The organism is Halodesulfovibrio sp. MK-HDV (assembly GCF_009914765.1).
Taxonomy (GTDB): domain Bacteria; phylum Desulfobacterota; class Desulfovibrionia; order Desulfovibrionales; family Desulfovibrionaceae; genus Halodesulfovibrio.
On sequence record NZ_WYDS01000029.1, the window covers coordinates 1 to 14,335 of the forward strand.

Genomic DNA, 14,335 nt, shown 5'->3' on the forward strand with positions numbered 1-14,335 from the left:
AATGAAACTAAAACCCGCCCCTTGCGCTACAGCAGTACACTTTGCTTATCGGCAGTTATGTATCGACTTTAACCATTATGGCAAAAAAACAGTCTTTTCCTTCAAACACTTTGATCAGTTCTGATTACACAAATAAAAAAAGCCGACATATGTCGGCTTTTTTTCTAGAAATATTTGGAAAACTATTCTGCTAATCGTAGGTAAACCCTCTGTTACCAGACAAAATAGGATATGGTAACAGCTGGGAAACCATAATCATTTTCACATCACCTCTATCCGGTTCAACTGCTGCAAGAATGCCGCGTCCGAACTCGAACAAAAACTGCCTATCTTCAGCGGTCGGGGCGATAACTGACCCATCCGGAGCAAGTGCTGCCACTGCACGGATATCGTATTCACCGTCCGCAATCGCTTTAAGCATTGCTGTTTTAATGGCCGAAACAGTTTCCTTAGCAGTTTCAACGTTACAACCGACATACGTTTTACCAGAACGAGTAAGCACTGCTGCACCTACAGGAACTTTTGAATATGGGGCATATGCATTCACAGCGGCTTCAGAAGCGGCTTCGAACAACATGTTAAGCTCATCTTCGTATAATTCCGGCACAAACCACTTACGGTAAATACTATCGTATTCACCCGTTGCAACAACGCGCTGGAACCCTTTGTTCACCATTTGCAGAATACGCTCTTTGTTACGGTTCACCGAAACAAACGATTCTGTAATACGCATGAGGCTACCTACAGCACTAATCTTGCCGTATTTAAAACGATTCAAGTAGTAGTAGGCGGTCTGTTCTGGTCCACAATATGCTTGTACTTCGTCACGACCAAGAGCGTGGATTGCATCCACTTTAGTCCCGAACGACTTCACATTCATGCCACCAAAATCCTCTAGAACACGCTGCTGGAATGAACCACGTTTTACGGACACTTTCTGCCCGCGCAACAAGGTAATATTCCCGACTCTATTTGGAGTTTTGGTAAACAGACGAATTTTCATCGGCAGTGTCGGTTTCTCGGAAAAAGTAAAGAGCAAGCTACGCTGCTTTGTTTTTGCCATACCAGTGGTCAAATCAATTGCGCCGGAAGAAAGCTCCATTAAAACATGATCCCAAACGAGCGGGCGTGTTACCAACTTAACGTTTTGACCTTTAAAAATTGCGCGGATCAAATCAACATCGAATCCAACAGCCTTCCCTTTTGCTGCTTCAAAAGAAAATGGCGGAAACTCTCTGTCAAAACCATATACAACTTTAATAGGCGCTTCTGCATATGCATTAGGCACAACAACAAAGGTAAATACACTCAGGGCAATGCCCATAAACACAGCTAAAAATCGACAGCGCATTACTATCTCCTGAAAAATAAACATGCTTTTCGGTAAGCCTGTATCACGTCTCTAACAAAATGACTGCTGCCAGTTTCTAACTCGCCATATATAGCGAACAATACAAAAAGGCAGCGTACAATACTTTTCGACACAACTAGCGAAAACTGTAGTTAATGCCACAAGTACTGTTGCACTGCCCTTTTCATGCGTAATTTTTAATTCTTTTTCAAGATCTCAAGTATAGAACCTACTTTTTTTCGATCTCTTTTATACACTTCTGAAGCATGTCGCTTAACAAGCGTCTCTACAGTGTTTTCACTCTGGAATCTAAATTCAAGCAAAGGTAGCTCTGGAAGCTCCATTTCAGTAAATTCTTCACATGGCACCAGCAACATACACAGATCATCACCGGGAATACACCCTGCTTTACTGGTAACAGCTCCCACCGCACGCTGCTTAGCAACTTTTTCCACATCCATACCGCGCACGACACTCAAAACCTGCGATGGTGAACGGTCTCGGTTTACCTTCTTAATGCGGTCATTCAAGTCATGACACCATTCCATATACCGGTAATACCCTGTGGTTCTGCCGTATTTTTCTATAGTGCCTTTCTTTTCATACGTCATGCCGTGCAGGAAATATTCAAAAGCATTGCACATGCGCTCATACGTTTCCAGAACACATTTTTTATAGCGCCCTTCTGTAGTAAAGGCGAAAGGCAGCTTCATACTTAACCATGGGTCTGGAAAATCAACACGACGTAAAAAATCTGTAGGCACACCAATGGCACGTAACAATTCTTCCACATCTTTTTCACTAGTCAACAGCGCTTGCAGTTGCGCGCAGATGTTCAAGGCACGCTGCTCTGCAAGTCGGATGTCACTCTCTATATATTCAAAAAGCTCACATTCATCATCTATAGCTTTGCGTGCCCCGAAAAAACCGTTGGCAATGTCGACCATTACCTCGCCTTGAAGGGCCAACGAAATAGAAGTAAAATCTGCCATGTTTCCGCCTCCTGTTCTTCATGCTATTCTACATTGGACGCAGAGCCTCTTGCAAGGACTGCTTGCTATGCCTCTCGCGCAATGATAGCGGTTATTCAGGGAGTTATCATATGCATATTCCAGAATTATCCACTCAGATTGTAGAACTCGGTGAGTTACTTCGCCAAAATAAATACATGCTCGGCACGGCAGAATCATGCACTGGCGGGCTTCTTTCCATGCTACTTACCGAAGTTTCCGGCTCATCCGACTGGTTTAGGGGAACAATTGTTTCCTACGCAAATGAAGTAAAAGAAAGTATCCTTCATGTACCACATGAAACGTTGCTCGAACACGGAGCCGTAAGCGAACAAACCGCTCTGGCAATGGTACGGGGAGTACAGGAAGCCTTGAATTTGCAGGTAGCAATATCTGTAACAGGCATTGCCGGTCCCACCGGAGGCACAGAAGATAAGCCTGTGGGAACAGTCTGGATAGGATTTGCTTTAGGCACGCAGCACTTTGCTCTGCATCACGTATTCAGCGGCGGAAGAGCCGATGTTCGATACCAGACTGCTATGGCAGCAATTACAACGCTGCTGCATGAACTAAAACGTTAGCAAAAATAAATTTCATTCTAGAATACAAAAGAAGGCAGCCATCAGGCTGCCTTTTCTTTTTCTATTCATTACTGCAAGGAGGTCTGCTGTGCAGCAATCCATCCCTGCACGCCACTTTAGTTTCTTATTAAGAAACGACAGCAGCGTCTTGAATATTACGCGAGATAATCCCCGCGGTTCAATTTAAACTGTTCAGTTACGGTCATAACCTCAAGCTCATTACGCACGGTGTCCAACTCTGGAAAATCAGATTCAAGAGACGGTGCAGTCTGTTTGAGCGTAGCAAGGTTATAGGCAAGCTCTTTAAGTGTGCCAAACGCGCCCTTAAGATCCGGTGAGCCTTGGGTACTGATCTGTGTGGAATATTTTTCCCACTGATCAAGAATGCCTTCTAACTCATCTGCAACCTTATTCGGATCAACAGCAGTCTGAGAGACTTGCTGATCCGCGTTCAGACGCGGGTCAAACGCAATAGAGCGGGTACCGGGAGGCAACATTGCCTCTGTTGCAGATTTACTCTGCAACTCAAGTTCCTGAGAAAGCAGGTTATGGAAACCATCGGCAGCTCTTTTAGGAGCTGTGGTTGCCTGATTCTGCTTAGCTATCGATGTAATTTGATCTGTCGTATTTATTCTCATAACAATATCCCCGGCGATTAGGATTTACTCCTAACGTAGCAAAGAGCTTGCCAAAACGTCTGAACCCTTGAAAACAGTACATTTTCATTTTTCGGGCATGAACCACACGGCATTTTCTGCCTATGATTTGCGGGAAAAAATGCACAACTTCTGCAAACTACATAAGAACGTTATCCTTGTCTATCTTCACAGAGTGTGTGTATATGGTGTATAAAACAAAGCAGTTAACCGCTATAGACAGATACTCATTATCCTTGAGGAGGTAGTATGGTTGCTATAAAAAAAGCTGTTGTGGCTGTCGATTTTTCTGACGAAAGTACCTATATCGCAGAATATGCAAGACTTTTTGCTGAAAAATTTGACGCTGAACTGATCGTTGTTTACGCAGCTCCTTCATTAAACCAGTATGTAGGTTTCCACGTCCCACCGAATACAATCGAATCCTTTGTTGGTGAAATTGTTACCGGTGCAGAAAAAAGTATGGACAATTTCCTAGAAAAACACTTCTCCGGTGTAAAAACCACAGGTAAAGTTGTTACAGGTTTTGCCGCTGAAGAAATTCTTGAAATTGCAGCTGATGCAAAAGCCGATCTCATTATTATGGGTACACACGGCAGAACCGGCATAGACAGAATCCTGTTTGGTTCTGTAGCTGCCAAAATTGTTCGCGGAGCAGATATTCCGGTCCTTACAGTAAGGCCAGATTTTACCAAGTAACACGCTGCCACTTGCGATATACATTTTAGTAGTCTATTCAAAAGGGCGACCCATATTGGGTCGTCCTTTTTATTGTGCATAATTTTTTTGATGCATAGCTTGCTCAACTATTGTCTAACAAACGACTACTGCCTCTGACCTTGTTACTATATCATTATATACTAGCCAAAACAGCCACAGACGGTATGTCAAAAAGCAAATTGAAGAAAAATTGGGAAAAGGGGCAATACATGAGCTCAAAAGTATGTGTAAGTGAAGCAATTCGCGCTGAAGTTAAAGGCTTTTCGCCCTACACGGCAGGAAAGTCCATCGACGAGGTAAAAGAGGCATACGGTCTCGAATCCATCATCAAACTCGCCAGTAACGAAAACCCGCTGGGAACTTCCCCGCGTGTTCAGGATGCCATCAAACTTCATGCAGCATCCACATTCCGTTATGGTCAGGTTGGAACCCCGCATCTCATCGAAGCAATTGCCCATCATTTTCATATTCCAGAAGACACCATCGTAACCGGAAACGGCTCTGATGAAGTCATCGACATGCTCATCCGTGTTAAAGCAACACCGGGTAAAAACAACATTGTTGCCTTTGACCCTTGTTTTTCCATGTATCAGGTTCTTTCATGCCTAAACGGTGTCGATTTCCGTCAGGCACCATTAAATAAAGATTTTACGTTTGACTGGGACAGCCTGCTTAAGCTGGTTGATGATCAGACATCCATTGTATTTATCACCACACCGGACAATCCTTCCGGCTATGCACCGAATGTTGAGGAAATTCTTTCCCTCCACTCAAAGCTGCCCGCAGACTGTCTTTTGGTTGTAGATGAAGCATACATGGATTTTGCAGAAGATTTAGACAGCTATTCCATGCTGCCGCGCTTTACACAATACGAAAACGTATGTGTGCTAAGAACATTCTCTAAATGTTTCGGTCTTGCCGGCCTTCGTCTCGGTTTCGGGGCTATGCACCCTAGCCTTGCAGAATACCTTCGCCGCATCCGTGCACCTTTCAACGTAAACGTATTGGCAGAACAAGCAGGCATTGCCGCGCTGAATGACACGCCTTTTATTGAAGAAACACTGCGTGTAACACGCGAAGGCCGCACCTACCTTACGCAGGAGTTAGAGGCGTTAGACTTTAAAGTCTACCCGTCTCTCGCAAACTTTATTATGGTAGAAGCTCCAAAAGATGGCAGCTATCTTAATGAAGAGCTGCTAAAGCGCGGCCTCATTATTCGTCCTCTTGTAAAAGGCTACAATCTGCCTAAACACTTGCGTATTTCCATCGGCACTGCCTATGAGAACCAAGTGCTTATTTCTGCTCTCAAGGAGATTCTTAATGCAGAATAACCTGCGCGTCGTTACACTCGACGGTCCCGCCGGTGTCGGCAAGACAACCCTTGCCAAGCGTGTTGCACAGGAACTTTCCATTGCCTACCTCGATACCGGAGCTATGTTCCGTATCTTTGGCTGGAAATTTGGAGAAGCTGCTCCAACCATGTCAGAACAGGAACTGGAAGCGCATATTGCACAATATGCCTTCTCCCTCTCCGGCATTGGATTCAAATCTGTACTCTCCGTCAATGGCACTCCTGTCGGTGACGAAATTCGTACAGAAGAAGTTGCCGCTTTGGCTTCTTCCGTAGCAAAGCTCCCAGTGGTGCGCGATGCCTTGAAACGAGTCCAGCGTGAAATTAGCACGCAGACTTCTCTCGTGGCAGAAGGCAGAGACATGGGCTCTGTTGTTTTCCCTACAGCCAGATACAAGTTTTTCCTTGATGCAACTGCAGAAGAACGCGGCTCACGTCGCTTTAACCAGTTGCAGGAAATGGGAAAACCGGCAGATCTTGACCTCATCATCACGCAGATTAAAGAACGTGACATGCAGGACAGAACTCGTTCTATTGCACCGTTAATTGCAGCAAAAGATGCTAATATTATTGATACAACTGAACTTGATATTGAGGGTGTATTTACAGCCATCATGGATTTTTTCGAATAACATAAGAACAATTCAAGCGATTCCATAACAGACTTTCAAGCCTCTGCCGGACACCTCCGGCGGAGGCTTTTTACTGTATAAGCACCAGCGCACAGCACACCAACTATGCAATATGTTTGTATTAGAGCCTATAACATCTTTTCACACATATATTTACAAACTTATGGCATAGTGCAATCTCTGAACTTACTACATTCTCCTCATTTTTCTGCAAAATTTTCTACTTTTTTTGAACTAACCACCACACAATATATTATGAAGCCCACTATTACAGAAGCAGAATTGCGTTTTCTGCTGGACGAACACGAGATCGATGAATCCAAGATCCGGCAGGTAGAACGACTGGAAACATGTGCCTCTCTACTACGTGCATTACAAGCTATTTATCCGGAAAAAATGCGGCACTATCTTGCCCTGTTTATTATATTTTCCATACTGAACCCTTTGGAACACAAGCTCATTACCCCTATGCACCCTCAAGTAGTGCTGTTTGTTATTACCATTGCTACCAATCTCCTTGGATTAATTATCCTTAAATTCAATGGAGCAGACTGGATAACCACCTGTTTAGAGGATGTTCAAATAGGACTCCTTCCACCGGTTACGGCATACCGCTCAGCACTTATCGCACTTGCCGCCACGCTGTTTCTTCTTCCGGGGATCATGTTCAGCATCATAGGAACAGTTATTCTGCTCCCCCCCATAACAACGGTCATTGCAATTTTTCTGCAAAAAAGAATCCTTCGGAAATTTGAATAAAAAAGCCCCTGCCGCATATGCGACAGGGGCTTTAGCCTTAATTGGACGGTATGTCAGGCTATGCGCGATGTTTCGGTAGAATGAGGTTCAGAATAATACCGATGATACCGGCAAGACCGATACCTTTGAGGCTGAATGCGCCAGCGCTGAAAGCCATGCCGCCAACACCGAATACAAGAATTACAGCCATGATTGCGAGGTTGCGAGGTTCCATAAGATCCTGACCCGCACGAACAAGGGAGTTCATACCAACAACAACGATGGTACCGAAGAGCAGTACAAGGATACCACCCATTACAGGAACCGGAATTGTTGCGAGAACCGCACCGAGTTTACCAACGAACGCCAGACAAATGGCAATAATTGAAGCCCATGTCATGATGCCCGGGTTGAAAGATTTTGTAAGAGCAACTGCACCGGTTACTTCAGAGTATGTGGTGTTAGGAGGTCCGCCAAGCATGGAAGCAAAGGTGGTTGCAATACCGTCACCAAGCATGGTGCGGTGGATACCCGGTTTTTTGATGTAGTTTTTACCGGTAACAGCGCCGATAGCAAGAACGTCACCCACATGTTCAATTGCAGGAGCAATCGCAACAGGAACGATGAAAAGAATTGCTTCCCAGTTCCATTCAGGAGTTACAAAACTAGGAACCGCAAACCAAGGAGCATTTACAATCGGAGAAAAATCTACAATGCCGTAGAAGAGGCTTAATGCGTAGCCTACAACAATACCGCACAGGATTGGAACCAGTTTAAGCATTCCCTTACCGCAAAGGGATACAAGAATAGTTGTTCCAAGGGCTGACATGGAGATAATGAGTGCTGTTGGCTCAGGGATAAGCTGAACAGCACCATCACCAGTTTTACCCAGTGCGTTAAATACAGCAACAGGAGCAAGCATAAGGCCGATAACCATAACAACCGGACCGGTTACAATGGTAGGCAATACACGCTCAATAATTTGTGGCCCCTGAACTTTAATAAGAACAGAAAGTCCCATGTACAGAAAGCCTGAAGCAGCAAGGCCACACATGGTTGACGGAATACCCCAAGTCTGTACGCCGTAAATAATTGGGGCAATAAACGCGAAAGAAGATGCAAGAAAGATTGGTACAGAACGTTTTGTAACAAGCTGGAACAGCAAGGTTCCGACACCGGCAGTAAAGAACGCCACGTTAGGGTTAAGCCCTGTGAGCAGCGGAACAAGAACAAGCGCACCAAATGCAACAAACAACATCTGTGCACCGAGCAGGCAATCTTTAAGCCTAAAAGAATATTCCGTATTTATGTTTGACACCATTCCTCCTACTGTGAGTTTTTGTAACTCAATTCTCAATAAAATAGCGCAACACTCTGATATAAAACACTATATCTGCACTAAACCATATCCTGACCGCCCAAAAAAAGAGCACCCTTCCCCCGAGTCCACAGCTTTAAAAAAAGCAGGAACAGGGGGTCAAATGCTCTTCCCGTTCAAAAACGGATCGAAACGCTATTTGGTTCCGAAAATCTTATCACCAGCGTCACCAAGACCTGGTAAAATATATCCATGCTCATTGAGTCGTTCATCCACAGATGCAGTGTAAATATCTACGTCAGGATGCGCTGCAACAACACGTTCAACACCTTCTGGTGCTGCAACGAGGAACAGACCGATGATTTTTTTGCATCCAGCTTTTTTAAGCAAGTCGATGGTCGCGATAAGTGTACCACCGGTTGCAAGCATAGGATCCAGAATAATCGCGGTACGCTCATCAATGTTTTTTGCGAGCTTAACGTAGTATTCTTCAGGCTCAAGAGTTTCTTCATTACGGAACATACCAACGACGCTAACTTTAACGCCTGGAATCATATCCATAAGACCGTCCAGCATACCAATGCCAGCACGGAGAATTGGAACTACGGTAGCTTTCTTTCCTTTAATCTGGTCTACTTCTACAGAACCAGCCCATCCTTCGACGGTACATTTCTCTGTTTCGAGATTTTTGGTTGCTTCGTAGGTGAGAAGACGACAAATTTCATTGGAAAGTGCACGGAATTCAGCAACAGAAATATCTGCTTCGCGAATTCTTCCGAGTTTATGTTTGACCAGCGGATGGTCAACCACGTAAACAGCCACATCGGCCTCCTTGGGCGATTACTTGAAAAAAGCGGTCTAAAAAGACCGCGCCTAAACGAATGGTATATACTCCAAATAAACGCCAGCGGTCAAGAAACAAAAACAACAAGCAAGAAATATTATGACAACACCCGAAGAATACAGTGATTTTTTTAAAATCAAGCACCGTGTCCCTGCACTTATTGATGGCGTCAGACTAGACAAACACCTTGGCGATATCCTTAAAAATGAGTCTATTAGCAGAGAAAAAGTTAAAAAACTCATTAAAGACGGTTTTGTGACTGTTGACGATGAAAAATGCACAAAACCCAAAAATAAAATTTTTACCGGCATGAAAATCATCATTACCATCCCTCAAGTGCAAAACGACATCAACCCTGAAGAAGGCGATGTTGAAATTTTGCACCGCGATAATGATATTATTGTCATTAACAAAGAAGCCGGTCTTACTGTTCACCCATGCCCGAGTTGCCCTGAAGGAACTCTTGTACATCGCTTAGCACACTCCGTTCCACAAATCACACAGATGGAAGGACTTCGCCCGGGCATTGTGCACCGAATCGACAAAGATACTTCCGGTCTTCTCATTGTTGCACTCAATGAAAAGACCCGCCTAACCCTTTCTGATGCATTTGCCGAACGTATTATTTCTAAAGAATACCTTGCTCTCGTGCATGGCACTCCGCCTGAATCCGGCGAGATTATGGAACCAATCGGCCGTGATCCTAAAATGAAAGTCCGTATGGCTGTTGTACCTGAATCAAAAGAAGCACATTCATCGTACCGCACACTATACTCCGACCCGAAAGGCAAATTTTCGCTTGTCGCAGTTAAAATTTTCACAGGCAGAACACATCAGATTCGAGTGCACATGAGCCACATTGGCTACCCTATCTGGGGAGATACCCTGTACGGTGGTGGTGTTAAAGAAAATTCTCCACTGGCACCTTACGCCTCCCGTCAGATGCTCCACGCATGGAAACTTGATTTTGAGCATCCGACAACAAAAGAAACCATGTCATTCACCTGTCAGCCTCCGCAGGACTTTCTTGCGCTTATCGAACGCCTCACGGTTTCTGTACAGCGAGTTGCCCTCACCGGTATGCCGGGATGTGGTAAATCCGTTGTTCTTTCTGCACTTGCAGAAAAAGGCATTGCCACATGGAGTGCAGATTCAATCGTTAATAAGCTGTACGAAAACGGCGCGGACGGCTGGTATGTACTCCGCGGACGTTTCGGCTCCGATGTGTCCCCTGACGAAGGCCCAGTAAACCGCAAGGTACTGTTCGCACGCATGCAGGAGAAAAAATCCAGCCGTAACGAAGTACAGCAGCTTGTTCATCCATTGATCTTGCACGATCTCATGCGCTTCTGGCAGGAGCACGCTGCAGATCCGTTTGCAGTTGCTGAAATCCCACTGCTTCACGAATCACACTGGGATAGGGATGTAGACATTATCGCCGGTGTCCGATGCGACAAAGAATCTCGTCAAAGCAGATTGCAAAAGGTTCGAGGCTGGGATGAAGATCTCATCGCAACCATGGACTCGTGGCAATGGACAGAAGATGATAAGATGAAAGCGTGTCACATCATTCTTGAGAACAATGGCTCGCTTGAAGCACTCAATCAGTCTGTAGACAAATTTATCGACGCCATTCTGCGTGTGCGTACGAAAAAACTGCAACAGACAATTGATGCAATCACTGTTCTGTGGAGCAATTAGCTATTTTCAGACAATAAAAATAGTGCAAGAGGCTTCTAAAGCCTCTTGCACACAACAACATGTAGGCGTATTGCACCCTCATGGCTAAAAAGACGTTACTTCCTTTTGTGCTTCCTGTAGCAGCCTTTAGTACAACAATACTTGTTGGTACTATACTTCTGTACAATTTTTCATCTACAGGCGCTATGAGCTGGATAGACGCACTCTTCACCGCAACATCAGCGGTATGCGTCACAGGACTTACGGTTCTCGACCCTGCTGCATCGCTGACAGAGGGAGGGCAAACTACATTGCTTGCCCTTATTCAGCTCGGCGGACTTGGTATCATGACATATTCAAGTCTTGCTTTGTATCTAGTGAGGAGACGAGTAACTCTCACAGACAGGCTTGCCGTCGGGCAGGCACTTCTTCACAACACATCATTCGATTTAGGCCGCTTTTTGCTGCGTCTCGCCTCCATGACATTTACCATAGAAATTATCGGTGCAATTTTGCTCTATTTCTTCGGTGATGATCGATTTACGGTATTTTCAGCAATCTTTCATGCGGTATCCGCTTTCTGCAATGCAGGATTTTCCCTTTTTCCAGATAACATGATGAGTATGGTCACCAACACAGGGATCAACTTCACCATTATGATGCTCATCATTCTCGGTGGATTGGGCTTTTCTGTGCTTGATGAACTTCACCTGTGGTTCCGGCAAGGCAGGAAAGGCAAGATATCGTTCGTCACTAAAATAATTCTTTCAACATCTGCCATGCTTATTATTGGCGGAACAGTTGTGCTTTTCATTTCGCGCATATCCTCCCCTAACGACGCCCCGTTAACAACGAACTTACTTACATCCCTGTTTCAGTCTGTAACGGCTCGTACTGCCGGATTCAACACAGTAAACATGAGTGAAATGACGAACCTGTATCTTCTGTTCATGATTTTCTTAATGATTATCGGTGGAGCACCGGGGTCGTGCGCAGGCGGGATTAAAGTGACCACATTCCGTGCACTCGGAGCATTTATGCTGGCGCAGGTTCGCGGGCGTGAGCAAGTTGTCATCGGCAACAAGGCGCTAGATTCAAAGACCATCAACAAAGTTGTTACGCTTGTTTTTATCGCCACTATTATCGTCGGACTTGCCACTGTTGCACTCAACCTGACGGAGGGCGGCAACTATTCTCATACTCAGTTGCGCGGACAATTTTTAGAAATATTTTTCGAAGTCGTTTCAGCATTTGGCACAGTTGGACTCAGCATGGGCTTAACCGCAAAACTTACCACAGGTGGTAAATGCATTATTATCGCCCTTATGTTTATTGGCCGTATCGGCCCCATCTGGCTGCTGACAACACTACAACAATTTCATTCAAATGTTCGGTACAAAGTACCGGAAACAGACCTTCCTATCGGCTAGGAGCATATACATATGAAAAAAATGGAAGTCGGAATTATTGGACTCGGTAAATTTGGCAGCGCACTTGCTGAGTTTTTATCCGAACTCGGACACACAGTTATTGGCGTGGACGGCTCCTCCAACGCCACCAAGAAAGCAGAAGAATTTCTTTCACAGACATATCAGGCAGACGCCACCGACGATGTCGTGCTCAAACAGCTTCGCTTTATGGACTTAGACAAGGTCGTCGTCAGCGTCGGCAAGTCTATGGAGACATCTATTCTGATTGTTCTGAACCTACAAGAAATGGGTGTAAAAAAAGCTGGCAGTTAAAGCCATCAGTCATGAACACGCAGTTGTTCTGGGCAGGCTCGGAGTAGAAACTGTAATTCAACCGGAACGCGATGCAGCAAGCCAATTTGCACACCGCATAGCAAATCCGGGAATGCTGGACTTACTGCCGCTTGGCGGCAATATTCTGTTACAGGAACTGGAAGTTCATAACTGGGTAGGGAAAAGCCTCATAGATCTCGGTCTGACAAGTTTCGGAGTCATGGTTGTTGCCACCAAAAAAAAAAGGCGATAAGGAATATGAATTTGTTCCGCCTGCGGACAGAACGCTGGAAGAGGGAGACATCCTCGTCGCCATCGGTAAAGAATCCGATCTTCTTGAGCTTGAGTCGTAAGCACCCCGCCGCAACGCGCAATAATTACACGTAAAAAAGGGTGGAGTATTGAACTCCACCCTTTTTTTGCAAATAATCGCCTGCCTGAAGAAGGACTTTTGTCCTCAACGACTATGTTGGAAAGATTGTAATGCGTACCTATAGTAAGCAAAGAGTCCTATGCATTTTTATTTGTAAGCACTACCCGTTACCTCAGATTATGTAATCAGGAGCATTCATTTATTAAAAAACCCACATCACAAGGAACCTCTATTAAATAAAATTTACACACAAACGCCGAAAACATTGTGTAGATGTTCTGACACATCCGCTGCATTTTCTGCGTATTTCTTTTTAATCTCAAGAACTGCCGGCAATTCTTTCAAGAAAACAGCAACCAATTTCGGATCAAAATGTTTCCCTGCATTTTCCTGAATAAGCGCAACAGCATCTTCCACAGCCCATGCATGTTTGTACGGTCGCTCTGATGTCAGTGCGTCAAACACATCCGCAATGGCTACCACTCTACCTGAAAGTGGAATATCATCGCCGGACAGGTTGTACGGGTAACCGGTTCCATCCCATTTTTCATGATGAGTCAACGCAATTTCACGAGCCATGGACAGCAACAACGATGAATGGTCACCTATAATTTCAGCTCCATACTCAGGATGCTTTCGCATTGTCTGCCATTCTTCTTCAGTAAGTTTACCAGGCTTACTCAAGATAGAATCAGGGATACCAATTTTTCCAACGTCATGCATTGGAGACGCCTGAAATACCAGCTGAACCCACTCATCACCTGCATCAAGCTGTTGAGCTATTATACGGGCATAATGGCTCATTCGGATAACATGCAGTCCAGTCTCGTTATCTTTGTATTCAGCAGCCTGCCCCAAACAACGAATGAGCTCCAAATGGGTGTTCTGCAACTCCATTGTCCGCTGCAAAACAAGCTCTTCCAAATGATGAGTTTGATCTCGCAAGGCCAGCTGAGTACTTACACGAGCTTTAACAATGGCAGGCAAGACAGGTTTTGCGATGTAGTCCACAGCCCCCAATTCAAAGCCCTGCGTTTCATTGTCCGCTGAATTTTTTGCAGTAATAAAAATTATCGGTATTTCTGCCGTTGCCGGATCAGCTTTTAAACGACGGCACACTTCATACCCGTCCATTACCGGCATGACTACATCAAGCAGAATCATGTCGGGAGACGGATTGTTACGTGCAATTTTAAGTGCTTTTTCACCTGTTCGAGCAGCTTTAACTTTATACTGCGGTTGCAGGATAGTTCGCAGTATCTCAATGTTTTCCGGTGCGTCGTCGACCACCAGAACTGTTAATTTGTCTCTATTCACAGGACTAGCCCCCCATGCCTAT

General features: G+C 44.9%; 15 protein-coding genes. 9 read left to right on the forward strand and 6 right to left on the reverse strand.

All coding sequences use genetic code 11. The annotated features are described in order from the left end of the window. Positions 1-190: 190 nt before the first annotated feature. Together MKHDV_RS17340 and MKHDV_RS17345 are read right to left on the reverse strand one after the other, a co-directional pair. Positions 191-1,351: a cytidine deaminase gene (locus MKHDV_RS17340; protein WP_160717571.1), complete on the reverse strand. Its 1,161-nt coding sequence runs from the start codon at positions 1,349-1,351 to the stop codon at positions 191-193. Between the two features lie 197 nt (positions 1,352-1,548). Continuing rightward, on the reverse strand, positions 1,549-2,343 hold the full coding sequence (locus MKHDV_RS17345) for a hypothetical protein (RefSeq protein ID WP_160717573.1): 795 nt from the start codon (positions 2,341-2,343) through the stop codon (positions 1,549-1,551). A 110-nt stretch (positions 2,344-2,453) separates the two neighbouring features. Here MKHDV_RS17345 and MKHDV_RS17350 point away from each other — a divergent pair, with 110 nt between their 5' ends. Then, positions 2,454-2,942: a CinA family protein gene (locus MKHDV_RS17350; RefSeq protein ID WP_160717575.1), complete on the forward strand. Its 489-nt coding sequence runs from the start codon at positions 2,454-2,456 to the stop codon at positions 2,940-2,942. A gap of 155 nt (positions 2,943-3,097) precedes the next feature. Here the strand turns inward: MKHDV_RS17350 and MKHDV_RS17355 are convergent, their stop codons facing one another. Further along, entirely contained in the window at positions 3,098-3,580 is a 483-nt protein-coding gene (locus MKHDV_RS17355; protein ID WP_160717577.1) for a hypothetical protein, read from the reverse strand. A 267-nt stretch (positions 3,581-3,847) separates the two neighbouring features. Between MKHDV_RS17355 and MKHDV_RS17360 the strand changes: the two genes are divergently transcribed. From MKHDV_RS17360 to MKHDV_RS17375, 4 genes are all read left to right on the forward strand, one after another. Then, entirely contained in the window at positions 3,848-4,297 is a 450-nt protein-coding gene (locus tag MKHDV_RS17360) for a universal stress protein (protein WP_160717579.1), read from the forward strand. Positions 4,298-4,527: 230 nt separating this feature from the next. Beyond that, positions 4,528-5,649: a histidinol-phosphate transaminase gene (gene hisC, locus MKHDV_RS17365; RefSeq protein ID WP_160717581.1), complete on the forward strand. Its 1,122-nt coding sequence runs from the start codon at positions 4,528-4,530 to the stop codon at positions 5,647-5,649. Beyond that, positions 5,639-6,301, forward strand: a complete 663-nt coding sequence (gene cmk / locus MKHDV_RS17370) for a (d)CMP kinase (protein ID WP_160717583.1) — start codon at positions 5,639-5,641, stop codon at positions 6,299-6,301. Before hisC ends, cmk begins: the two co-directional genes overlap by 11 nt. Before the next feature lie 255 nt (positions 6,302-6,556). After that, positions 6,557-7,060 (forward strand): FxsA family protein, encoded by a 504-nt coding sequence (locus MKHDV_RS17375; RefSeq protein WP_160717585.1) that lies wholly within the window; start codon positions 6,557-6,559, stop codon positions 7,058-7,060. 58 nt (positions 7,061-7,118) lie between these two features. Here MKHDV_RS17375 and MKHDV_RS17380 read toward each other — a convergent pair whose 3' ends face one another. Then, the gene (locus tag MKHDV_RS17380) at positions 7,119-8,360 is read right to left on the reverse strand and encodes a uracil-xanthine permease family protein (RefSeq protein WP_160717587.1); all 1,242 of its coding nucleotides are present in this window, start codon (positions 8,358-8,360) and stop codon (positions 7,119-7,121) included. 192 nt (positions 8,361-8,552) lie between these two features. After that, entirely contained in the window at positions 8,553-9,179 is a 627-nt protein-coding gene (gene upp / locus MKHDV_RS17385) for a uracil phosphoribosyltransferase (RefSeq protein WP_160717589.1), read from the reverse strand. 121 nt (positions 9,180-9,300) lie between these two features. Between upp and coaE the strand changes: the two genes are divergently transcribed. From coaE to MKHDV_RS19290, 4 genes are all read left to right on the forward strand, one after another. Continuing rightward, complete coding sequence (gene coaE, locus MKHDV_RS17390; RefSeq protein WP_160717591.1) at positions 9,301-10,902, forward strand: dephospho-CoA kinase; 1,602 nt, start codon at positions 9,301-9,303, stop codon at positions 10,900-10,902. Positions 10,903-10,982: 80 nt separating this feature from the next. Beyond that, complete coding sequence (locus MKHDV_RS17395; protein ID WP_160717593.1) at positions 10,983-12,311, forward strand: TrkH family potassium uptake protein; 1,329 nt, start codon at positions 10,983-10,985, stop codon at positions 12,309-12,311. A 12-nt stretch (positions 12,312-12,323) separates the two neighbouring features. Next, the gene (locus MKHDV_RS19285) at positions 12,324-12,623 is read left to right on the forward strand and encodes an NAD-binding protein (RefSeq protein ID WP_371416042.1); all 300 of its coding nucleotides are present in this window, start codon (positions 12,324-12,326) and stop codon (positions 12,621-12,623) included. A gap of 224 nt (positions 12,624-12,847) precedes the next feature. Then, positions 12,848-12,976: a hypothetical protein gene (locus tag MKHDV_RS19290; RefSeq protein WP_371416043.1), complete on the forward strand. Its 129-nt coding sequence runs from the start codon at positions 12,848-12,850 to the stop codon at positions 12,974-12,976. A 263-nt stretch (positions 12,977-13,239) separates the two neighbouring features. Here MKHDV_RS19290 and MKHDV_RS17405 read toward each other — a convergent pair whose 3' ends face one another. After that, positions 13,240-14,313: a two-component system response regulator gene (locus MKHDV_RS17405; protein ID WP_160717595.1), complete on the reverse strand. Its 1,074-nt coding sequence runs from the start codon at positions 14,311-14,313 to the stop codon at positions 13,240-13,242. Between the last annotated feature and the right edge of the window lie 22 nt (positions 14,314-14,335).